Genomic DNA, 26,605 nt, shown 5'->3' on the forward strand with positions numbered 1-26,605 from the left:
ATGAATCTAATAGAGCTTCTAGAAAATCTTTTAGCAAAGAATATTGAACTGTGGGTTGATGAAGACAAACTGCGCTATCGATCGCCTGACCATTCACTAACCCCTGAGTTATTGGAGAAAATTAAGCAATCTGAACCAAAAATTATCCAAATTTTATCCCAGAGTACCGAGCAGGCTGCAAATTATCCGTTATCTCACGGTCAAAAGGCACTCTGGTTTTCATATCAATTAGCACCCAGCAGTACTGCTTACAACGTCACATATACAGCAAAATTAGTTACAAATTTAGATATTCCCGCCCTAAAGCAAGCAGCACAAGCTTTATTTGAAAGGCATCCAGTTTTAAGGACTACCTTTGCAATCATTGACGGCGAACCAGTGCAAAGAGTTCACAAAAATCAGCAAGTTGACTTTAGCATCCAAGACGCTTTCGCCCTTAGCCAAGATGATGTAAACAACTGGCTCTCAGAAAAAAGCGATCGCCCCTTCGACTTAGAACAAGGCCCGATATTGCGCTTTGATTTATTAATTAACCACATTAAAACTGATAAATTAGCAACAAAAGAACATATTCTCTTAATCACGCTACATCAGATAGTGGGAGATTTCTGTTCTTTAGAAATCATGATCAGTGAACTTTGCGCTTTGTATAAAGCGATGTCTACGACGGGCTACGCCTACGCAAAAGGTGAAGCAGCCCAACTATCAACACAGAACTATCAATATCAAGATTACGTCAAGTGGTCAGAGCAAATGCTCGCTAGTTCAGATGGAGAAAGTTTGTGGACTTACTGGCAGCAACAACTATCTGGTGAGTTGCCATTGCTAAATTTGCCAACAGATCGACCAAGACCTCAAATCCAAACCTATAACGGCGCTTCCCGCTTTTTTACTATTGAAGAAGAACTGCGGCAATTGCTCACAGAATTGGCGAACAGAGAAGGTGCGTCTCTGTATATCCTTTTATTAACAGCATTACAAATACTATTACTACGTTATACCAATCAAGAAGATATTTTAATTGGCTCTCCAATGGAGAATCGGAACCGTTCAGAATTTGAAAATATTGTGGGTCACTTTACTAATCCTGTGGTCTTGCGAGGAGACCTTTCAGGAAAACCGACCTTTGAAGAGTTGCTTAGGCGATCGCGCTCTTGTGTGTTAAATGCCCAAGATCATCAAGATTATCCCTTTCCCCTGTTGGTAGAGCAACTGCAACCTGTCCGCAACCCCAGTTTTTCGCCACTCTATCAGGTAGCCTTCATCTGCGATCGCTCTCACCAGAGTATAGATATTGATGGTTTGATTTTGGAATCAATAATTTCAGAGTCTAAAGGAGCCGCCTTTGATATAACCTTAACTATTCTTGAGGAGCCAGCCTCACTCAAAGGTACATGGAATTACAACACTGACTTATTTGATGACAATGCGATCGCGCGGATGATGGGGCATTTTGTAACTTTGCTCGAAGCAATTGTGGCAAATCCCCAGCAACGAATTGACCAATTACCAATGCTCACACAATCTGAGCAACAGCAGTTATTAGTTGAGTGGAATGATACAGCAGTAGATTATCCCCAGGATAAATGTATCCATCAGTTGTTTGAGGAGCAAGTTCAACGTACACCTGATGCTGTGGCAGTGGTGTTTGAGAATCAACAATTGACGTACCACGAGTTGAATTGTCGTGCTAACCAGTTGGCACATTACTTGCAGTCTTTGGGAGTGGGAGCCGACGTGCTGGTGGGGATTTGTGTGGAGCGTTCTTTAGAGATGCTGGTGGGACTATTGGGGATTCTCAAGGCGGGTGGAGCCTACGTACCACTTGACCCAGAATATCCCCAAGACCGTCTTAAGTTCATGCTTGAAGATGCTCAAGTTCCAGTATTACTCAGTCAACAGCGACTCGTTGAGCGACTACCCCAGTCTCAGGCAAAACTGATTTGTTTAGATGAAGTCTGGTCAGAAATTCTGCAAAACAAACAGAATAACCCGATTGAGGTAGTAACGCCTACTCATCTAGCGAATGTGATTTACACATCCGGCTCCACAGGCAAACCCAAAGGGGTAATGGTTGAGCATAGTGGATTGTGCAATCTAGCTCAAGCTCAAATTCAGGCTTTCGGTTTGGATGGTGATAGTCGAGTTCTCCAGTTTGCCTCCTTCAGTTTTGATGCTTGCATATCAGAAATCTTGATGGCTTTGGGATCGGGGGCAAGACTTTACTTAGGAACAAAAGCGGATCTCATGCCGGGTATGCCTTTAATTGAGCGATTAAAGAATGATGCCATTACCCATGTCACCCTACCACCATCAGCCCTAGCAGTCCTGCCACAAGAAGAACTGCTAACATTGCAAGCGATCGTTGTCGCTGGAGAAGCCTGTTCCCTGGAACTGATGCAACAATGGTCAAAAGGAAGAAACTTTTTCAACGCCTACGGCCCGACAGAAGCGAGTGTTTGTGCAGCGATCGCCAAATGCACTCCACTAGATCAAAAAATTTCCATCGGTCGTCCAATTGACAATACTCAGATATACATACTTGACCAAAACTTACAACCAGTACCTGTGGGTGTACCAGGAGAACTGCACATTGGTGGTGCAGGATTAGCGCGAGGCTATCTCAACGCAAGAGAATTAACACAAGAAAAATTTATCCCCAACCCTTTCAACAATTCAAAATTCAAAATTCAAAATTCAAAATTATATAAAACAGGGGACTTAGCACGTTATTTACCAGATGGCAACATCGAATACTTGGGACGCATCGACAACCAAGTAAAAATCCGGGGATTCCGCATTGAGTTGGGAGAAATTGAGACAGTACTGAGCCAACATCCCCATGTGCAAGCATCATGTGTCATAGCCCGTGAAGATAACAGGGGTGACAAGCGCCTAGTAGCCTACATAATACCGCAGCTACAGGTGACACCTACAATTAGCGTTCTGCGTAGCTTCCTCAAAGAAAAGCTACCAGAACACATGGTACCAAGTGCGATCGTCATCTTAGAAGCTTTACCCGTAACCCCCAACGGCAAAATAGATCGTCGCGCTCTACCAGCACCAGAGCCAAGTAGTGAATCAAGAGAGAAATATGTAGCTCCACGTAACCCAATTGAAGAAATCCTTGCACAAATTTGGCAACAAGTCCTGAAAGTAGAGCTTGTAGGCAGAGATGATGACTTCTTTGAACTAGGAGGACACTCCTTACTAGGAACGCAATTCATCTCCCGTGTGCGTACCAAATTGAAAGTAGAAATACCATTGCGTTCATTATTTGCAGCAGCAACAATTGCCCAGTTAGCACCATTGATTCAGCAGTTACAGCAGCAAGATATAGAACTGTCAGCACCACCTGTTTTAAAGCGGGTAGAAAATGCAGAAATACCACTGTCATTTGCTCAACAGCGTTTGTGGTTTTTAGACCAGTTAGAGTTGAACAGTGCCTCATACAATCTATCCATAGGTTTGCGTTTAGTAGGAACTCTTAATGTTGCAGCTTTAGAACAAAGCTTAATTGAAATTATTCATCGCCATGAAGTATTACGCACCAACTTTGTTACTGTTGATGGAAAGCCTTTACAAATAATTCAAACGGTAACGAATTGGACAGTAACAGTAGTTGATTTGCAGCATTTATCAACACTTGTACTGAGCGAAGCCTCTGCCTCAGCAGAAGTAACAGAACAAAAAACGGCTGCACAGAAATTACTGGAACAACAAGGAATTGAGCCTTTTGACTTAGCTCATGATGCATTAATCAAAGCGATATTGGTGGTGCTGTCTCCTACAGAACATTGGTTATCAGTGTGTATGCACCATACTGTCTGTGATGGCTGGTCAATAGGTGTGTTTGTCCAGGAGTTAGAAGCACTGTATAATGCTTATTCTCAAAGTCAACCATCACCCCTGTTACCACTACCAATTCAGTACGCAGATTTTGCGATTTGGCAAAGACAATGGTTAGTTGGAGAAGTACTACAAAACCAGTTGAGTTACTGGGAAAAACAGTTGGCAAATGCACCCACATTCTTGCCACTACCCACAGATAGACCAAGACCTGCTGTGCAGACGTTCAATGGCTCATATCATGTGTTTATGCTGTCTGTTGAGTTGACCCAACAGTTGGAAAAACTGAGTCAACAGCAAGGTGTAACTATGTTTATGACGTTGTTGGCGGCTTATAATACCCTACTTTACCGCTACACGGGACAAGAAGATATTTTGGTGGGGACACCAATTGCTTACCGCGATCGCACTGAGCTAGAATCACTTATTGGCTTTTTTATCAATACTTTAGTGATGCGAACTCAAGTTTCAGGCGATCACACCTTTAACGAATTACTCCCACGTATCCGGGAAATGGCATTATCCGCCTATGCTCATCAAGATTTGCCCTTTGAGATGTTGGTGGAAGCATTGCAGCCAGAACGGGATCTCAGCCATACACCATTGTTCCAAGTGATGTTCGTTCTCCTGAACGCCCCCATGTCTGAAATAGAGTTGACTGGGTTAAGTGTCAGTGGCTTGCCAATAGGAATCACTACGGCAAAGTTTGACTTAACTTTATCAATGGAAAACACTCCCGGTGGACTGTTTGGGTGGTGGGAGTACAACACTGACTTGTTTGATAGCAGCACTATCGAACGGATGACTGGTCATTTTGTGACCCTGCTTGAGGCAGTTGTGGCGAATCCTAATGAGCGTATTTCCCAATTGCCAATGCTCACAGCATCTGAGCAACAGCAGTTATTAGTTGAGTGGAATGATACAGCAGTAGATTATCCCCAGGATAAATGTATCCATCAGTTGTTTGAGGAGCAAGTTCAACGTACACCTGATGCTGTGGCAGTGGTGTTTGAGAATCAACAATTGACGTACCACGAGTTGAATTGTCGTGCTAACCAGTTGGCACATTACTTGCAGTCTTTGGGAGTGGGAGCCGACGTGCTGGTGGGGATTTGTGTGGAGCGCTCTTTGGAGATGATCGTGGGATTACTTGGTATTCTCAAGGCGGGTGGGGCTTATGTACCACTTGACCCAGAATATCCCCAAGAGCGTCTGAGCTTTATCTTGGAAGATGCTCAAGTCTCAGTGCTGCTGAGTCAACAGCATCTAGTTGAGAAATTACCCCAGTGTCAAGCGCAGCTTATAAGCTTGGATACTAATTGGCAGTTGATTTCTCAGTTGACTCAAGAAAATCCCATCACTGATATCCAAGCTAGTAACTTAGCTTATGTGATTTATACTTCCGGTTCTACAGGTCAGCCCAAAGGTGTGCAAATCTCACATAGTGCTGTGAGCAATTTCCTATCTGCCATGCAGCAGCGCCCAGGAATAACAAAACAAGATACACTGCTTGCAATCACTACAATTTCCTTTGATATTGCTGCTTTAGAAATTTTTCTGCCTATAACTGTAGGTGCGTCTGTGGTCATAGCCCGTCGTGACGTGACCCTTGATGGAAGAGAATTATTTGACTTGCTAGTTAAGTTTAAAGCAACAATTATGCAAGCAACTCCAGCTACTTGGAGATTGCTTTTAGACTCCAACTACCAATTTAGCGATCTAAAAATACTTTGCGGTGGTGAAGCTTTACCTTGGGATTTAGTTAATGAACTGCTTGCCAGGAGCGCTTCTTTCTGGAACCTTTATGGGCCAACAGAAACTACTATTTGGTCATCGGTATGTCAACTCGAATCTAGTGAGAGCTTGATTTCTATTGGTCGCCCAATTTCCAATACGCAAATCTACATACTTGACCAAAACTTACAACCAGTACCCGTAGGTGTACCAGGAGAGTTACATATCGGTGGTGCAGGATTAGCAAGAGGCTACTTGAACCGACCAGAATTAACACAAGAAAAATTCATTCCCAATCCCTTTAACAATTCAAAATTATATAAAACTGGGGACTTGGCTCGTTATTTACCAGATGGAAATATAGAATACCTGGGGCGTATCGATAACCAAGTAAAAATCCGGGGATTCCGCATTGAGTTGGGAGAAATCGAAGCAGCACTAAGCCAACATCCCCATGTGCAAGCATCTTATGTCATAGCCCGTGAAGATACTCCGGGTGATAAGCGCCTAGTTGCCTACATTGTACCGCAGCCACAAGTAACACTCGTAATTAGCGAGCTACGTAGCGACCTTAAGAAAAAGTTACCAGACTACATGGTTCCTTCGGCAATAGTAATCCTGGAGTCTTTACCCCTAACCCCCAATGGCAAAATAGACCGTCGCGCTCTACCAGCACCAGAGCCAAGTAGCGAATTATTAGAGAAATATGTCGCCCCACGCAACCCCATTGAAGAAATACTGTCACTGATTTGGCAACAAGTCTTAAAAGTAGAGCTTGTAGGCAGACATGATAACTTTTTTGAGCTAGGGGGACACTCACTATTAGCAACGCAACTTATTTCCCGTGTGCGTAGTAGCTTGAAAGTAGAACTGCCATTGCGATCGCTATTTGCTGCACCAACAATTGCTGAACTATCATATAACATTCAACGGTTACAGCTACAAGACTTAGAACTTGCCGCACCACCCATATTACCAAGGGCAGAAAATGCAGAAATACCACTGTCTTATGCTCAACAGCGTTTGTGGTTTTTAGACCAGTTCGAGCCGAACAGTGCCTCATATAATATCCCGTTTGGGTTGCGTTTAGTCGGAAGTGTGAATGTTGACGCGCTACAACAAAGCTTAATTGAAATTATTCATCGCCACGAAGCATTACGCACTAACTTCATCACAGTTGATGGACAAGCTGCTCAAATCATTCACAATTGCAGGGAACAGGAAAATATACCTTGGACACTATCAGTTGTTGACTTGCAGCATTTACCCTTAACAGAACAAGAAATAGCTGCACAGAAATTAGTTAAACAACAAGCATTTGAGCCTTTTGACTTAGCCTCAGAAGCATTAATCAGAGCAACATTAATAGTTTTGTCCCAGACAGAACAGTGGTTATTAATCTGTATGCACCACATTGTCAGTGATGGCTGGTCAAGAGGTGTGTTTGTCCAGGAGTTACAAGCACTGTACAACGCTTATTCTCAAGGTGAACTTTCACCCTTATTACCACTGCCGATTCAGTATGCAGATTTCGCAATTTGGCAAAGACAATGGTTGAAAGGGGAGGTACTACAAAACCAGTTGAGTTACTGGGAACAACAATTGGCAAACGCACCCACGTTCTTGCTATTACCCACAGATAGACCTAGACCTGCTGTACAGACTTTCAATGGCGCATATCAAGAGTTTGCTTTGTCTAGTGAACTAACTCAACGGTTGTTGCAGTTAAGTCAACAGCAAGGGGTGACTTTGTTTATGACTTTGTTGGCAGCATATAATACCCTGCTTTACCGCTATACAGGACAAACAGATATTTTGGTGGGGACACCAATTGCAAACCGCGATCGCACCGAGATAGAAGGACTTATTGGCTTTTTTGTCAACACTTTAGTGATGCGGACTGATTTATCTGAAAATCCTAGTTTTAACGAATTACTCCCGCGCCTGAGAGAAATGGCTTTCGGAGCCTACGCACATCAAGATTTGCCCTTTGAAATGTTGGTGGAAGCATTACAGCCAGAACGGGATCTCAGTTATACACCACTATTTCAGGTGATGTTTGTTCTTAATAATGCGCCTATAACTGAAATAGAGTTGAGTGGGTTAACTGTCAGTTCATTGCAAATAGAAAGTGCGATCGCTAAGTTTGATTTAACTTTATCAATGGAAAGCACTACCACTGGACTAGTGGGAGGGTGGGAATACAACACAGACTTGTTTGATAGCAGCACTATCAAACGAATGACTGGTCATTTTGTGACACTGCTTGAAGCTATTGTTGCTAATCCCCAAGAGCGCATTTCGCAATTACCAATTCTCACAGCATTTGAGCAACAGCAATTATTAATTGAGTGGAATGATACTCAAGTAGATTATCCCCAAGATAAATGTATCCATCAGTTATTTGAGGAGCAGGTAGAGCGCACGCCAGATGCAGTGGCAGTGGTGTTTGAGAATCAACAATTGACGTACCACGAATTGAATTGTCGTGCTAACCAGTTGGCGCATTATTTGCGGCCTTTGGGTGTGGAAGCTGATTTGCTAGTGGGGATATGTGTGGAGCGTTCTTTAGAGATGGTCGTGGGATTACTTGGGATTCTCAAGGCGGGTGGGGCTTATGTACCACTTGACCCTGAGTATCCCCAAGACCGTTTGACTTTCATGCTTGCAGACGCTCAAGTTTCAGTCTTGCTTACTCAACAGCATCTAGTTGAGAAATTACCTCAACATCAAGCGCGTGTAGTCCACTTAGATAAAGACTGGTTTGCGATCGCTAAGTCTAGCCAGGAGAATCCAATTGCTGAGGTGCAAACTAGTAACTTAGCTTATGTGATTTATACTTCTGGCTCTACTGGTCAACCAAAGGGGGTAATGTTATCTCACAGTAACCTTTGCAACCATACTTTCTGGATGCAAGCAACATTCCCCCTGACTGAAAAAGACAAAGTACTGCAAAAAACTCCCTTTGGCTTTGATGCCTCAGTTTGGGAATTCTACGCTCCATTGTTAGCAGGTGGACAGTTGTTAATAGCTGAACCAGGAGGTCATACTGACAGTGCTTATCTCTTAAGGTTAATTGCCCAGCAGCAGGTAACTACTGTTCAACTTGTTCCATCTTTACTGCAAATGCTTTTAGAACAGGGAGGAATCGAAACTTGTCACTCCCTGAAACATGTTTTCTGTGGCGGTGAAGTCTTACCCGTTACTCTCCAAGAAGGCTTATTAAGTAAGCTAGATGTAAATTTACATAATCTCTACGGGCCAACAGAGGCTTGTATTGATGCAACTTTCTGGAATTGTCAGCGTGAGATTTATCCACAACTTGTCCCCATTGGTCGCCCAATTGACAATACTCAGATATACGTACTCGACCAAAACTTACAACCAGTACCTGTAGGTGTACCGGGAGAACTGCATATAGGTGGTGCAGGATTAGCAAAAGGATACCTTAACCGAAGCGAGTTAACACAAGAAAAATTTATCCCCAACCCCTTCAACAATTCAAAATTCAAAATTCAAAATTCAAAATTATATAAAACAGGGGACTTAGCACGTTATCTACCAGATGGTAATATCGAATATCTGGGACGTATCGACAACCAAGTAAAAATCCGGGGATTCCGCATCGAATTGGGAGAAATTGAAGCAGCACTAAGCCAACATAGTGATGTGCAAACATCTGTGGTCATCATCCGCGAAGACATTCCCGGAAATAAACGCCTAGTCGCTTATGTAGTACCGCAGCCACAGATAACACCCACAGTAAGCGTTCTGCGTAGTTTCCTTAAAGAAAAGCTACCAGAATACATGATACCAAGTGCGATCGTCACTCTAGAATCCCTACCCCTAACCCCCAACGGCAAAATAGACCGTCGCGCCCTACCAGCACCAGAAGCACGCACAGGAATAGAAAGCAGCCTAATAGCACCACGCACCCCCATTGAAGAAAAACTAGCTCAAATTTGGGCGCAAGTATTAAGAGTAGAGCAAATAGGCATACACGATAACTTTTTTGAACTAGGAGGAGATTCCATCCTCAGCATTCAAATCATCAGCAGAGCAAAAGTTGCCGGAATAAAACTGACAGTCAAACAACTATTTGCCAATCAAACCATCGCCCAATTAGCCACAGTCGTAGGCACAACAAAAGCACTCTCAATTGAACAAGGATTAGTCACAGGGACATTACCTCTAACACCAATTCAACACTGGTTTTTCGAGCAGAAATTACCAGAGAAACACCACTTCAATCAATCATTTCTCCTCACCGTACCCTCAGACCTCAACTTAGAAATATTAGAGCAAGTATGGCAGCAATTACTAAAACATCATGATGCTCTAAGGCTAAGATTCACCCAAACAGATACAATATGGCAGCAGATTCATGCCGCCCCAACCGATAATATTACTATCCCCCATTTTGACTTATCGACAGTTCCAGAAACTGAGATAGAAACTGTCATTGAAACCACAGATAATGAATTACAGGCGAGTTTAAATCTGTCAGAAAATCTCGTGCAAGTAGCATTGTTCTGGCTAGGTATTGATAAAAAAGCGCGATTACTCATAATAATTCACCACCTCGTAGTAGACGGTGTTTCCTGGCGGATATTGTTAGAAGATTTGCAGACAGCTTACCAGCAACTAAGTCAAGGCAAAACCATTCAACTACCTACCAAAACCACATCCTTCAAAGATTGGGCGCGACAATTGACAGAATATGCTGTGGCAGAAGTATTGAAATCAGAACTAGATTATTGGTTGAGTGCATCTTACGATGAAGTTGACTCCATCCCAGTAGACTATGCACAAGGAATAAACACAACTGCATCGGCTAGGACAATATCAGTATTATTAGATGAAGTCGAAACCCTTTCCCTTTTGCAAGATGTCCCGAAAGCTTACAAAACACAAATTAACGATATCTTGCTAACTGCTTTAGCGTTGGTGTTGAGTGGATGGACTAACTCTGATTCAGTGTTATTCAACTTAGAAGGTCATGGGCGGGAAGAGATTATCGATGGTGTAGACTTATCACGCACCGTTGGTTGGTTTACAACGATTTTCCCGGTGATTGTGGAACTGGGAAATATAGATAATCTGGGTACTGCATTAAAATCTGTCAAGGAACAATTACGTGAAATTCCTAATAAAGGCATTGGCTATGGCTTATTGCGTTATTTAAATGTTGATGCAGAAATTAGCGCCCAACTAGAGGAAATTCCCCAAGCAGAAATTAGTTTCAATTATTTGGGACAATTTGCTCAAGTTATGAATACATCCTCTCTGATGCAAATAGCTAATGAGCCTAGCGGAAACAGCGAGAGTTTACAAGGTCAGCGCCACTGTTTGATAGATATTAATGCCATCATTATCAACGAAAAACTGCAAATAGATTGGACATACAGCAGCAATATCCATCATCACGAAACGATTGAGAATATTGCCCAAGAATTTGTCGAAACGTTGCAGAAGCTCATTGCTCATTGTTTATCACTGGAAAATGCAGGTTATACGCCTACAGATTTCCCGTTAGTTAACCTTAACCAACTAGAACTCGATCAGATATTTCAAAATTTATGAAATTAGAACTTAACAAAACTAACCGACAAAATATTGAAGATATTTATCCCTTATCTCCGATGCAAGAGGGGATGCTGTTTGAAAGTTTGTATGCTCCAGACTCAGGCGTATATTTTGAGCAGATAACTTGCATTTTGACGGGAAACCTAGATGTAAAAACCTTTGAGCAAGCTTGGCAGCAAGTGGTAGCTCGACATCCGGTCTTCCGCACAGCTTTCCTTTGGGAGTCTTTAAGTCGGCCAGTTCAAGTGGTGTATCGACAGGTTCAGGTGACAGTCGAAACTTATGACTGGCAGGAGTTATCTACACAAGAGCAGCAACAGCAATTAGAGACTTTTCTGGATTCGGAGCGACAACAGGGTTTCCAAGTGTCGCAAGCGCCATTGATGCGTCTACATCTAATCCAGTTGGATAGGAATACTTATCAGTTTGTTTGGTGTCATCATCATTTATTACTTGATGGCTGGTCGTCACCTTTGGTTTTCAAAGACCTGTTGGAGTTTTATCAAGCTATTTCTCAGAGTGAAAGTTTATCTAATATCGGAACTGTCAACTACCGCAACTATATTGCTTGGTTACAGCAACAAGATCGAGATTTAGCTCAAGAATTTTGGCGACAAAAACTCCAAGGTTTTACTACACCAACTCCTTTGACTGTGGATAAACCATTGTCAATGCGCGAGCAGCATTCGGGCTACAGTGAACAACAAATTCAGTTAACTGTACCAGCGACAGCAGCCGTGATGTCTTTTGTCAGACAGCATCAATTGACGATGAGTAATTTGGTGCAGGCGACTTGGGGATTGTTGCTGTCTCGCTACAGCCAAGAAACAGATGTGGTTTTTGGTGCAACTGTCTCTGGTCGTCCGCCTGAACTTGTTGGTGTAGAGTCGATAGTGGGGTTATTTATCAATACTCTACCAGTGCGGGTGCAAATCTCCGAGAAGACTCAATTGCTGGGTTTGTTGAAGGATTTACAGGCGCAACAACTGGATTCTGAGCAATTTTCCTATAGCTCATTGGTAGAGATTCAGGGGTTGAGTGATGTTCCCAGGGGTACATCTTTATTTGAGAGTATTGTTGTTTTTGAAAATTATCCTGTTGATACTGCTGTTCTACAAGGCAATAGCGATTTTTCCCTCTCGAATTTTAGGTGGATTGAACAAACAAATTATCCGATGACGGTTTTAGTTTCCCCTGGTGAACAGTTGTCGCTGAGGGTGATGTACGATACTGGTCGGTTTGAAGATGGGACGATTAGCCGGATGCTGGGTCATTTTAGAACAATGCTTGAGGCGATCGCTACTAATCCTCAGCAACGAATTTCCCAGTTGCCAATGCTAACAGAATCTGAGCAGCAACAGTTATTAGTTGAGTGGAATGATACCCAGGTCGATTATCCCCAAGATAAATGTATCCATAAGTTGTTTGAGGCGCAGGTAGAACGTACACCCGATGCAGTGGCGGTGGTGTTTGAGAATCAAGAACTGACATATCACGAGTTAAATTGTCGTGCTAATCAATTGGCGCATTACTTGCAGTCCTTGGGTGTAAAACCAGATGTATTAGTGGGGATATGTGTAGATCGCTCCCTAGAAATGCTAGTAGGAATACTGGGAATTCTCAAAGCAGGTGGCGCTTATGTACCACTTGACCCAGAATATCCCCAAGACCGTTTGCGGTTCATGTTAGAAGATGCGGCTGTGTCAGTACTGCTTACCCAACAACAATTAGTTGAGAAATTACCTGAGCATCAGGCGCGTGTCGTCTACTTAGACACCGACTGGCAACCCATTTCCCAGTTGAGTCAGCAGAATCTTATCTCTGGCGTGCAAGAGAATAACTTGGGTTACGTGATTTACACCTCTGGTTCTACGGGTCAACCAAAGGGTGTAGCCATAAATCAGCTTGCTCTTTGCAATCTCCTACTGTGGCAACTGCAAAATTCGCCAATTTCTTCTAGTGGAGTAAAAACTCTGCAATTTGCTCCTGTCAGCTTTGATGTCTCCTTTCAAGAAATGTTCTCTACCTGGTTTTCTGGAGGCACATTGCTGTTGATTGGGGAGGAATTGCGCCGAGAACCGTTGGCTTTATTAAATTTACTCCAAGAACAAGCTGTTGAAAGATTGTTTGTTCCTTTTGTTGCTTTACAGCAACTAGCGGAGGTAGCTGTTAGTAGTGAATTAGTTACTAGTAATCTGAAGGAAATCATTACTGCTGGGGAACAGTTACAGATTACTCCTGCCATTTCCAAGTGGCTGAGTCAGCTAAGTGATTGTACTCTGCACAATCATTACGGGCCATCGGAGAGCCATGTGGTCGTCACTTTTACTCTAACTAATTCAGTAAACACTTGGCCGCCACTTCCTCCAATTGGCCGTCCCATTGCCAACACGCAAATCTACATCCTGGATAAGTATTTACAGCCTGTACCTGTGGGTGTACCAGGGGAACTGCACATCGGTGGTGTTTCCTTAGCAAGAGGCTACCTCAACCGAAACGAATTAACACAAGCAAAATTCATTCTCAATCCGTTTGAGAAGTCACAAGAAAGTAGATTATACAAAACAGGGGATAAGGCACGATATTTACCAAATGGCAACATTGAATACTTGGGACGAATTGATAACCAAGTAAAAATACGCGGCTTCCGCATCGAATTGGGAGAAATCGAAGCCGTAATGAGCCAATATGAGCTTCTACAAGCCAATTGTGCGATCGTCCGCGAAGATACCCCAGGGGATAAACGCCTAGTCGCTTACATAGTACCCCAACCAGAGCAGACACCCACAGTAAACCAACTGCGGCAATTCCTCAAATCCAAGCTACCAGAATACATGGTACCAAGTGCGATCGTCACCTTGGAGTCCTTACCGTTGACCCCTAGTGGCAAAGTCAACCGTCGCGCCCTACCAGCACCAGAGCCAAGTAGTGAATTACTAGAGAAATATGTCGCTCCCCGCACCCCAATTGAAGAAATATTGGCACTAATTTGGCAACAAGTCCTGAAAGTAGAGCTTGTAGGCAGACATGATAACTTCTTTGAACTAGGAGGACATTCCCTACTCGCAACACAACTGGTGTCCCGTGTGCGTAGCAGCTTGAAAGTAGAACTGCCATTGCGTTCATTATTTGCAGCACCAACAATTTCCCAATTAGCGCTATTGATTCAGCAATTACAGCAGCAAGATATAGAACTGTCAGCACTACCCATCTTAAAGCGGGTAGAGAATGCAAACTTACCACTGTCTTATGCTCAACAACGGTTGTGGTTTTTAGACCAGTTGGAGCCGAACAGTGCCTCATATAACATTCCCTTCGGGTTGCGCTTAGTCGGATCTCTTAATTTTACCGCCTTGGAACAAAGCTTAATTGAAATTATTTATCGCCACGAAGCATTACGTACTAACTTTGTTACTGTTGATGGAAAACCAACTCAAATTATTCAAACTGCAACAAATTGGTCAGTTGCAGTTGTTAACTTGCAACATCTACCAGCAAGCGAACAAGAAATTACTGTACACAAATTAGTCCAACAACAAGCGCTTCTTCCTTTTGACTTAGCATCGGATGCATTAATCAGAGCGACATTACTGATACTGTCCGAGACAGAACAGTGGTTAGTAGTGTGTATGCACCACGTTGTCAGTGATGGCTGGTCAATGGGTGTGTTTGTCCAGGAGTTACAAGCACTGTACAATACTTATTCTCAAGGTGAATCATCACCTTTGTTGCCACTGCCAATTCAGTACGCAGATTTTGCTATCTGGCAAAGACAATGGTTAGTCGGGGAAGTACTGAGGAGCCAATTGAGTTACTGGAAACAACAATTGGCGAATGCACCCACATTCTTGCCATTACCTACAGACCGACCAAGACCTACTGTGCAAACTTTCAACGGCGCAAATATGGAGTTTGCCCTGTCTGTCGAGTTAACTCAACGACTGAGAAAACTGAGTCACGAGCAAGGGGTGACTTTGTTCATGACTTTGTTAGCGGCATATAATACCTTGCTTTATCGCTACACAGGACAAACAGATATTTTGGTGGGGACACCAATTGCTAACCGCGATCGCACTGAAATAGAAGGGTTAATTGGCTTTTTTGTCAACACTTTAGTGATGCGGACTGATTTATCTCTTAATCCCACCTTTAACGAATTACTCCCGCGTATCCGGGAAATGGCATTACCCGCCTATGCTCATCAAGATTTGCCCTTTGAAATGCTCGTGGAAGCATTGCAGCCAGAAAGAGACATGAGTCATACACCACTATTTCAGGTGATGTTTGTTCTTAATAATGCGTCTATATCTGAAATAGAGTTAACTGGGTTAAGTGTCAGTGACTTGCCCATAGAAAGTGCGATCGCCAAGTTTGATCTTACCTTGGGAATGGAAAACACTAACAATGGACTCGTGGGGTGGTGGGAGTACAACACTGACTTGTTTTCTCGCAGCACCATTGAGCGCATGACTGATCATTTTGTGACACTGCTTGAAGCTATTGTTGCTAATCCCCAAGAGAGAATTTCTCAATTACCAATGCTCACAGCATCTGAGCAACAGCAATTATTAGTTGAGTGGAATAATACAAGCGTAGATTATCCAATAGATAAATGTATCCATCAGTTATTTGAAGAGCAAGTAGAGCGTACACCCGATGCTGTGGGAGTGGTGTTTGAGAATCAACAATTGACGTATCACGAGTTAAATTGTCGTGCTAACCAGTTGGCGCATTATTTACGTTCTTTGGGAGTGTCCGCCGATGTGCTGGTGGGGATATGTGCCGAGCGTTCTTTGGAGATGGTGGTGGGATTACTTGGGATTCTCAAGGCGGGTGGGGCTTACGTACCACTTGACCCTGAGTATCCCCAAGACCGTTTAAGCTTTATGCTCGAAGACGCTCAAGTTTCAGTATTACTGAGTCAACAGCAATTAGTTAAGAAATTACCTGAACATCAAGCGCGTGTTGTTTGCTTAGATACCGACTGGGAAATCATTCTCCAGTCGAATCAGCAAAATCCAATCACTGGTGTGCAAGCTAGTAACTTGGCTTATGTAATTTACACTTCGGGTTCCACCGGGAAGCCTAAAGGAGCGATAAATACGCATCTAGGGATTTGCAATCGCCTGCTATGGATGCAGCAAGCATATCAATTAACAGAAATAGACTGCGTTTTACAGAAAACTCCTTTCAGCTTCGATGTCTCCGTTTGGGAGTTTTTCTGGCCATTATTGACTGGAGCGCGTTTAGTTGTAGCTAAACCAGGTGGACATAAAGATAGTGGTTACTTGGTCAACCTAATACTAGAACAACAAGTCACTACACTGCATTTTGTCCCTTCGATGTTCCAGATTTTTCTAGAAGAACAAGGTTTAAAAGATTGCAGTAGCTTAAAGCGAGTTATTTGTAGTGGCGAAGCACTGCCAAAAGAACTTCAGGAACGCTTTTTTGCCTCTTTAGGGTGTCAATTGCATAATCTCTACGGGCCGACAGAAGCGGCAATTGATGTCACTTTCTGGGAATGTCAACCAGAGAGCAATTTGAAGACTGTGCCTATTGGTCGCCCAATTTCCAATACGCAAATTTACATACTCGACCAAAACTTACAACCAGTACCTGTGGGTGTACCAGGAGAATTGCATATTGGTGGTGCAGGATTAGCAAAAGGCTATCTCAACGCGAGAGAGTTAACACAAGAGAAATTCATCCCCAACCCCTTCGGTGTAAGCAGGGGAGCAGGGGAGCAGAGGAGCAGGGGAGCAGGGGAGCGGAGGAGAAAAATAGCCCAATTTCCAGTTCCCAGTTCCCAATCCCCATTACCCCTTATCCCCAGTCCCCGCCTTTATAAAACCGGAGATTTGGCTCGTTATCTACCAGATGGTAATATCGAATACCTGGGACGTATCGACAACCAAGTAAAAATCCGTGGATTCCGCATCGAATTGGGAGAAATCGAAGTAGCACTAAGCCAACATCAAAATGTGCAAACCTCTGTAGTCATTGTCCGCGAAGACATTCCTGGTGAGAAGCGCCTAGTCTCCTACATCGTACTGCAACCAGAACAGACACCCACAGTTAGAGAACTGCGTAGCTTTCTCAAATCCAAGCTACCAGAATACATGGTACCAAGTGCGATCGTCATCTTAGAATCTTTACCTCTAACCTCCAACGGCAAAATAGACCGTCGCGCCTTACCAGCACCAGAGCCAAGTAGTGAATCAAGAGAGAGATATGTAGCTCCACGTAACCCAATTGAAGAAATCCTTGCACAAATTTGGGTACAAGTCCTGAAAGTAGAGCTTGTAGGCAGACATGATAACTTCTTTACCTTGGGAGGACACTCGCTACTCGCAACGCAACTCGTCTCCCGTGTGCGTAGCAGCTTGAAAGTAGAACTGCCATTGCGTGAGTTATTTGCTGCACCAACAATTGCCCAGTTAGCGCCATTAATTCAGCAATTACAGCAACAAGACTTAGAATTTGCCGCACCACCCATCTTAAGACGGGCAAACAATGCAGAAATAACACTGTCATTCGCGCAACAACGGTTGTGGTTTTTAGACCAGTTCGAGCCGAACAGTGCCATATACAACATCCCCTTCGGGTTGCGTCTATTAGGAAACCTCAATCAAGCGGCCTTAGAACAGAGCTTAGTTGAAATTATTCATCGTCACGAAGCCTTACGCACCAACTTTATTACAGTTGATGGACAAGCTACTCAAATCATTCAACAAGAAACGAATTGGACATTTACAGTTGTTGACTTAAAGCATTTACCTTTAACAGAACAAAAAACTGCTGCACAGAAATTAATCCAACAGCAAGCGCTTCTTCCTTATGACTTAGAGTCAGAAGCATTAATCAGAGGGACATTAGTAGTGCTGTCCGAGACGGAACAGTGGTTATTAGTGTGTATGCATCACGTTGTCAGTGATGGGTGGTCAATAGGTGTGTTTTTCCAGGAGTTACAAGCACTGTACAATGCTTATTCAATCGGTCAACACCCTACTCTGTTGCCACTGCCGATTCAGTACGCAGATTTTGCAATTTGGCAAAGACAATGGTTGCAAGGCTCGGTACTAGAAAACCAATTGAGTTACTGGGAACAACAATTGGCAAATGCACCCACATTCTTGCCATTACCCACAGACAGACCTAGACCTGCTGTGCAGACTTTCAACGGTGCAAATATGGAGTTTGCCCTGTCTGATGAACTAACTCAACGGTTGTTGCAACTGAGTCAACAGCAAGGGGTGACTTTGTTTATGACTTTGTTAGCGGCATATAATACCTTGCTTTATCGCTACACGGGACAAGAAGATATTTTGGTCGGGACACCAATTGCTAACCGCGATCGCACCGAAATAGAAGGACTTATTGGCTTTTTTGTCAACATTTTAGTGATGCGGACTGATTTATCTCTTAATCCCAGTTTTAACGAATTACTCCCGCGTATTCGGGAAATCGCACTGTCCGCCTACGCTCATCAAGATTTGCCCTTTGAAATGCTCGTGGAAGCATTGCAGCCAGAACGGGATCTTAGCCATACATCATTATTTCAGGTGATGTTTGTCCTCCAGAACGCTCCGATGTCCGAAATAGAGTTGACTGGGTTAACTGTCAGTTCCTTGCCAATAGAAAGTTCTACGGCAAAGTTGGATTTAACTTTATCAATGGAGAACACTGCCACTGGACTCTTTGGGTGGTGGGAATACAATACTGACTTGTTTTCTCGCATCACAATTGAGCGCATGACTGGTCATTTTGTGACATTGCTTGAAGGTATTGTTTCTAACCCTACTGAGCAAATTTCGCAATTGCCAATCTTTACAGCAACTGAGCAACATCAGTTATTAGTTGAGTGGAATGATACACGGGTGGATTATCCCCATGATAAATCTATTCATCAGTTGTTTGAGGAGCAGGTAGAGCTTACACCCGATGCTGTAGCAGTGGTGTACGAGAATCAACATCTCACATACGGCGAATTGAACAGCCGTGCTAACCAGTTGGCGCACTACTTACGTTCTTTGGGTGTGAAAGCTGATGTGCTGGTGGGAATATGTGTAGAGCGTTCCTTAGAAATGGTTGTGGGACTATTGGGGATTCTCAAGGCTGGTGGTGCATACCTGCCACTTGACCCAGAATATCCTCAAGAGCGATTGAGCTTCATGCTCGAAGACACTCAGCTATCAATCATCTTAACTCAAGAGAAATTAGTTAATAAGCTAGGCGATCGCAAAGCTAGTGTAATTTGCTTAGACTCAAGCTGGGATATCATCAATCAACAAACACAACAGAACCCGACTAACACCGTCAAAGCTGATAACTTAGCTTATGTAATGTACACAAGTGGTTCTACAGGTCAACCCAAAGGTGTGAGCATTGTCCATCAAAGTGTAGTTCGCTTAGTCAAAGAAACCAACTATGTTAGCATTTCTGCTAGTGATGTAATTGCACAAGCTTCAAATCACGCTTTTGACGCTGCTACCTTTGAAATTTGGGGAGCGTTACTGAACGGAGCGCGGTTGGTAGGTGTAAGCAAAGATTTAGTACTTTCGCCAACAGATTTTGCAGACTTTTTGCGATCGCAAAGTATCAGTGTGTTATTCTTAACAACTGCTCTGTTCAATCAAATTGCTCAAGAAGTCCCTTCTGCTTTCAATTCACTACGGCATCTTCTATTTGGCGGCGAGGCTGTCGATCCTAAATGGGTGAAAGAAGTACTTAACAATGGTGCGCCGCAGCGACTGCTCCATGTTTACGGGCCAACAGAGAATACAACGTTTAGTTCCTGGTACTTGGTGCGGGATGTACCAGAAGGCGCGACAACTATTCCCATCGGGCAACCGATTTCCAACACACAAATCTATTTGTTAGATTCCCAACTGCAACCAGTAGGCATTGGTGTACCGGGAGAAATTTATATTGGGGGAGATGGTCTAGCTAGGGATTACCTTAACCGCACCGGGTTAACACAAGAAAAATTCATCCTCAATCCTTTTAGTTCTGATCCCCATTCACGCCTCTACAAAACCGGGGATAAAGCACGCTATTTAAGCGATGGCAATATTGAATACTTAGGGCGCATCGACAACCAAGTAAAAATACGCGGTTTACGGATTGAGTTGGGCGAAATTGAAGCAGTCCTGAGCCAACATAATGATGTGCAGGTATCTTGTGTCATTGTCCGCGAAGATACTCGTGGAGATAAACGTTTAGTCGCCTACATCGTAACGCATCAGAACTGCCAACCTCAGATAGGCGAAATACGTCAGTTCCTCAAAACAAAACTGCCAGATTACATGATGCCAAATGCTTTTGTGATTTTGGAATCATTACCCCTGACTCCCAACGGCAAAGTAGACCGCCGCGCCCTGCCAAAACCAGAATTAGACACCATACTTCTAGAAAAATATGTTGCCCCGCGTACACCCATCGAGGAAATGCTTGCACTCCTTTGGGCGCAAATTCTGAAAGTAGAGCAAGTGGGTATTCATGATAATTTCTTTGAACTTGGGGGACACTCACTGCTAGCAACGCAACTGGTTTCACGCATCCGCAGCAGTTTCAAACTAGAACTACCATTACGTGAGTTGTTTGCTAGAGCGACAGTAGCCGAATTAGCGCAATCAGTTGAGCAATTACAGCAGCAAGATATAGAACTTGCTGCACCACCCATTTTAAAACGGGCAGAAAATGCAGAAATACCACTGTCATTCGCGCAACAACGGTTGTGGTTTTTAGACCAGTTGGAGCCGAACAGTGCCTCATACAATATACCTGTAGCTTTGCGTTTAGTCGGAACGCTGAATATTGCAGCATTAGAACAAAGCTTAATTGAAATTATTCATCGCCACGAAGCATTACGCACTAACTTTGTTACTGTTGATGGAAAACCTTCTCAAATTATTCAAACTGCAACAAATTGGTCAGTTGCAATTGTTGACTTGCAGCATTTACCTTTAATAGAACAAAAATCTGCTGCACAGAAATTAGTCCAACAACAAGCGCTTCTTCCTTATGACTTAGAGTCAGAAGCATTAATCAGAGCAACATTAGTGGTGCTATCTCCTACTGAACAGTGGTTAGTAGTGTGTATGCACCACGTTGTCAGTGATGGCTGGTCAATAGGTGTGTTTGCCTTGGAGTTACAAGCACTGTACAATGCTTATTCAATCGGTCAACCATTATCTCTATTGCCGCTACCAATTCAGTACGCAGATTTTACCTTATGGCAAAGACAATGGTTAGTCGGGGAAGTACTGAAGAGCCAATTGAGTTACTGGAAAGAACAATTGGCAAATGCACCTATGTTCTTGCCATTACCCACAGACAGACCCAGACCTGCTGTGCAGACTTTCAACGGCGCAAATATGGACTTTGCCCTGTCTGTTGAGTTAACTCAACAACTGACCAAACTGAGTCAACAGCAAGGGGTAACTTTGTTTATGACTTTGTTGGCTGCATATAATACCCTGCTTTATCGCTACACAGGACAAGAAGATATTTTGGTGGGGACACCAATTGCTAACCGCGATCGCACCGAAATAGAAGGGTTAATTGGCTTTTTTGTCAACACTTTAGTGATGCGGACTGACTTATCTCTTAATCCCAGTTTTAACGAATTACTCCCGCGTATCCGGGAAATGGCACTGTCCGCCTACGCTCATCAAGATTTGCCCTTTGAAATGCTCGTGGAAGCATTGCAGCCAGAAAGAGACATGAGTCATACACCACTATTTCAGGTGATGTTTGCTCTCCAGAACGCTCCGATGTCTGAAATAGAGTTGACTGGGTTAACTGTCAGTTCCTTGCCAATAGAAAGTTCCACGGCAAAGTTTGATTTAACTTTATCAATGGAAAACACCACCACTAAACTAGTGGGAGGGTGGGAATACAACACTGACTTGTTTTCTCGCAGCACCATTGAGCGCATGACTGGTCATTTTGTGACACTGCTTGAAGCAATTGTGGCAAATCCTAATGAGCGTATTTCCCAATTACCAATACTTACAGTAAGTGAGCAGCAACAATTATTAGTTGACTGGAATGATACTCAAGTAGATTATCCCCAAGATAAATGTATCCATCAGTTGTTTGAAGAGCAGGTAGACCGTACCCCAGATGCGATAGCGGTGGTGTTTGACAATCAACAATTGACGTACCGCGAGTTGAATTGTCGTGCTAACCAGTTGGCGCATTACTTGCAGTCTTTGGGAGTGGGAGCCGATGTGCTAGTGGGTATTTGTGTAGAACGTTCTTTAGAAATGGTGGTGGGATTATTGGGAATTCTTAAGGCGGGTGGGGCTTACGTACCACTTGACCCTGAGTATCCCCAAGACCGTCTGAGTTTTATGCTCGAAGACGCTCAAGTTTCCGTGCTACTTACCCAACAGCATCTAGTTGAGAAATTACAAAACCATCAGGCACAGGTTGTTTGTTTAAATACTGATTGGCACTTTATATCTCAGTTAAATCAGGATAATCTAATCACTGAAATACAAGCAACTAATTTGGTTTATGTGATTTATACCTCCGGTTCTACAGGAACACCCAAGGGAGTACTGATTGCCCATAAAGGATTATTAAATCTGGTGTTATGGCATCAGCGTACTTTTAAAATCACCTCAAGTGACAAAGCCACCCAACTAGCAGGAACAGGATTTGACGCGGCTGCATGGGAATTATGGCCTTACCTAACAGCAGGAGCAAGTCTCTACTTAGTTAAATCTGAGATCCTCCCTTCGCCAGTAAATCTACGAGATTGGTTGATATCACACCAGATTACTATCAGTTTTGTGCCAACACCAATAATACAGGAGTTATTGTCTTTAGAATGGACTATGGAAAGTTTAGCTTTGCGTTACGTCCTGACAGGAGGCGATAAGCTTAATCAGTATCCACCAGCCTCAGTCCCCTTCCAAGTAGTGAATAATTATGGCCCAACAGAGAATACTGTTGTCACAACTTCTGGGCTGGTAGTTGCTAAGAAACAAGATCAGACATCACCAAGCATTGGTCGTCCAATTGACAATACCCATATCTACATTTTAGATAAGTATTTACAACCAGTACCCATTGGTGTAACAGGAGAGTTACACATTGGTGGTGCAGGATTAGCAAGAGGCTACCTCAACCGAAGCGAGTTAATACAAGAAAAATTCATCCCCAACCCCTTCAAAAATTCAAAATTCAAAATTCAAAATTCAAAATTATATAAAACAGGGGACTTGGCTCGTTATCTGCCAGATGGAAACATAGAATACCTGGGGCGCATCGACAATCAAATAAAAATCCGAGGTTTCCGAATTGAGTTAGGGGAAATTGAGGCAATACTGAGTCACCATCCAGGAGTTAGGGAAAATGTGGTAGTGGCGAGAGAAGATATCCCAGGAGAGAAACGCTTGGTAGCTTATTTTGTGCCGCAGTTGGAGCAAACACCAACTACCAATGACTTACGCATTTTCTTAAAAGAAAAATTACCACAGTATATGGTGCCAAGTGCTTTTGTCAGGTTAGAGTGTTTACCTTTAACTCCCAATGGTAAGGTAGACCGCAAAGCCTTACCTGTTCCTGATTCCCATAATACCCAGTTGGCAGTGAATTTTGTAGCACCACGTACCCCTGTAGAAAAAGTATTGGCAGATATTTGGGCTAATGTACTGCATTTAGAACACGTGGGTGTTCTGGATAATTTCTTTGAGTTAGGAGGTCATTCACTCTCTACAATTCGGGTGATGTCCCAGGTAAATGAGACTTTCCAGATGAAGTTGCCGTTGCGCCACTTATTTACTGCGCCAACTATCGCTGAACTGGCTCAAACCATTGAATCTACTCCTGGAACAGATTCTACTGTCAGTGCCAATGAAATTACTAGCGTCAACTTACAGGCTGAAGTCGTCCTAGACGAGACAATCAAGCCTCTTAACTTAGTTTATCAACCTGTAAGTGAACCAAAGGCTATTCTGCTCACGGGTGCAACAGGCTTTGTTGGTGCTTTCTTGCTGGCGGAATTATTACAACAAACTCAAGCAGATATTTATTGTTTGGTGCGTGCTGCCAACTTGAGCGCAGGTAAACAACGCCTCCAAGAAACCCTGAAAGCTTATTTACTTTGGGAGGAATCTTTCAGTGAGCGGATTATTCCAGTATTAGGAGATTTATCTCAACCGCTTCTGGGTCTTGGTGATGAGCAGTTTCACCTTATGGCTAGGAATATTGACTCAATTTACCATAATGGCGCTTTGGTGAATCATGTTTATCCATACGCTTTGTTAAAAGCAGCAAATGTTCGTGGCACTGAGGAAGTCTTGAGATTAGCTAGCCAAATCAAAATCAAGCCTGTGCATTTCATCTCTACTGTTAGCGTTTTCTCTTCAGATGAGTATTTAAAATTAGAGGTGGTTCAAGAAAACGATCCTCTGGAACACTCTCAAGGACTTCTTGCTGGCTATACCCAAAGTAAATGGGTGGCAGAAAAGATTGTCATGATGGCACGCGATCGCGGTTTGCCTTGCAGTATCTACAGGCTTGGTAGAATAACATGGGATAGTCAAACCGGCGTTTGGAATCTAAATGACATGTTTTACAGATTCATCAAAAGCTGCATTCAACTAAAAAGTGCGCCAGAGATGAACAGCATGGTAGAAATTACACCTGTAGACTATCTCGCCAAAGCTTTAATCTGCCTATCGCAGCAGCCAGAATCTTTAGGCAAAGCCTTTCATCTAATTAATTCCCATTCTGCTCCTTGGAGTCAATTTATTAACTCCATCAAGTCTTTTGGCTACCCACTGCAACAGATGTCCTATGAGGATTGGCAAGCTGAACTACTTCGCAATACCCAAATTTCTACTGATAACGCCTTGTATTCAGCTATATCGCTGGCTGGAGACAATACATCTTCACAGTCAAGGGCAAATACAGCAGCATCTAGCTTAAAATTCGATTGCCAAAATACCCTCAATGGACTTGCAGATACTGGCATTCGCTGGCCCCGAGTAGATGATAAATTACTCCAAGCTTTCTTTGCCAACTTTAGCAAAGCTGGGTGAACTGGGGAGGCAGTGACGGGTACACAGGGGTTTCCCCCGAAGTTCAAAGCGGAGGTTTCCTCTGCTCTGACTTCTCTGCCAGTAAAGCAACTGCCGTGAGGCTGAGGTAGTAATATAAGGTTTCGGGCATCAGTGATTAAATCACCAACTTCGCTCAGAACAGGTAACTCGTATTGGTGACGATGGGTAATTAGTGTATCCTTGCTTTTCTGAGGCTGAGTTTTTTGCTCCTTTTCTAAATTGAGATTGGGCTGGATATCTATCTCAAGAACGTTCTTCCTGACTACTTCAATTGCTGTCACTAAATCATCTATAGGTTGTCCATTTCTAGCACGAGTGACAAGTATTGCTTCAAGAATTATTAATCTTGATTTGGAAGTTAACAGTATAGGCATCTGTTGATTAGCTTCATTGATGAAATCCTGTTGTTCTTTGAGAAGCTTACTAGTCTGCATATTATGTAGCCACTGTTTTTGAACTAGTAGTTCGCGTTCTGATAGTTTAAAGCTTTAAGAGAAACTGTTAATAAAGTTAACAGCACTCGTTGTTAACTTTTCTAAAGGGCTTGAGGCTGCTGAGGGGGAGTTGCTTTGATTCTTGTCTTGCATAAGTTATTCAAGAAATGGTAAGGATTCAGGTGGCAGGGTATTGACAAAGGGGACGCTTGAGGGAGAGTATCACAAATATGAACCAAAACCTGCCTCAAAATTTAGACCGAGAAAGCTTGAACCAGTTATCAAAAGAAGAACTGGTAAAGATAATTATTGAGCAGGGCAAGGCAATATGTGAGTTACAGAAAACAATCTTAGAACTACAGCAAGAAGTAGAACGTTTAAAAGTCAGCCGAGAAATAGAATAGTTCTACCTCATCGAAACCACCATCTGGGGATATTCTAAAAAAGAGCGAAAACAAAAAAGCATCCCTGGACGGAGAATCGAATCATCCCAAAAGGAAACCAGGCGGGCAACCAGGGCATCAGGGAAAAACGCGTAAGGGTTTTGGCAGAGTAGATCGTTATGAAATCTTACGTCCAGAAGATTGTGTTCACTGCGGTCAAAAAACATTTGCGACTGTGGCAGTAAAAATAGAAAAACAGTCTGTAGCGCAATTAGTAGAACGTCCCATTGAAATAGTGGAATATCAACGCCATACCTGCGTGTGTGAGTGTTGTGGAAATGTACAAACAGCCTCATGGTCGCCAGATATCGTTCCAGGGCAAGATTTAGGAGTTAGATTACAAGCGTTCTTAGGATGGGTAAACAATTATGCACACATGCCTTATGACTGGAGTTTAGACTAGGCATCAAGAAAAGACTCAGCAACGTTGAGTTGAAAAGAAACAGACTTCAGATATGAAAATCTACAGTACTAAGCAGAT

2 protein-coding genes and 1 pseudogene are annotated in these 26,605 nt (G+C 43.1%); all 3 read left to right on the forward strand.

All coding sequences use genetic code 11. The features are described 5' to 3' along the window. Positions 1–11,166, forward strand: a complete 11,166-nt coding sequence (locus tag V7K97_RS25095; RefSeq protein ID WP_334803698.1) for an amino acid adenylation domain-containing protein — start codon at positions 1–3, stop codon at positions 11,164–11,166. Then, on the forward strand, positions 11,163–25,226 hold the full coding sequence (locus V7K97_RS25100) for a non-ribosomal peptide synthase/polyketide synthase (protein ID WP_334803699.1): 14,064 nt from the start codon (positions 11,163–11,165) through the stop codon (positions 25,224–25,226). The genes V7K97_RS25095 and V7K97_RS25100 overlap by 4 nt, the downstream gene beginning before the upstream one ends. 685 nt (positions 25,227–25,911) lie before the next feature. Then, positions 25,912–26,512: pseudogene (locus tag V7K97_RS25105) on the forward strand (IS66 family transposase); the annotation flags it as partial. Positions 26,513–26,605 lie beyond the last annotated feature (93 nt).

Origin of the sequence: Nostoc sp., from assembly GCF_036917815.1 — a bacterium.
Taxonomy (GTDB): Bacteria; Cyanobacteriota; Cyanobacteriia; order Cyanobacteriales; family Nostocaceae; genus Nostoc.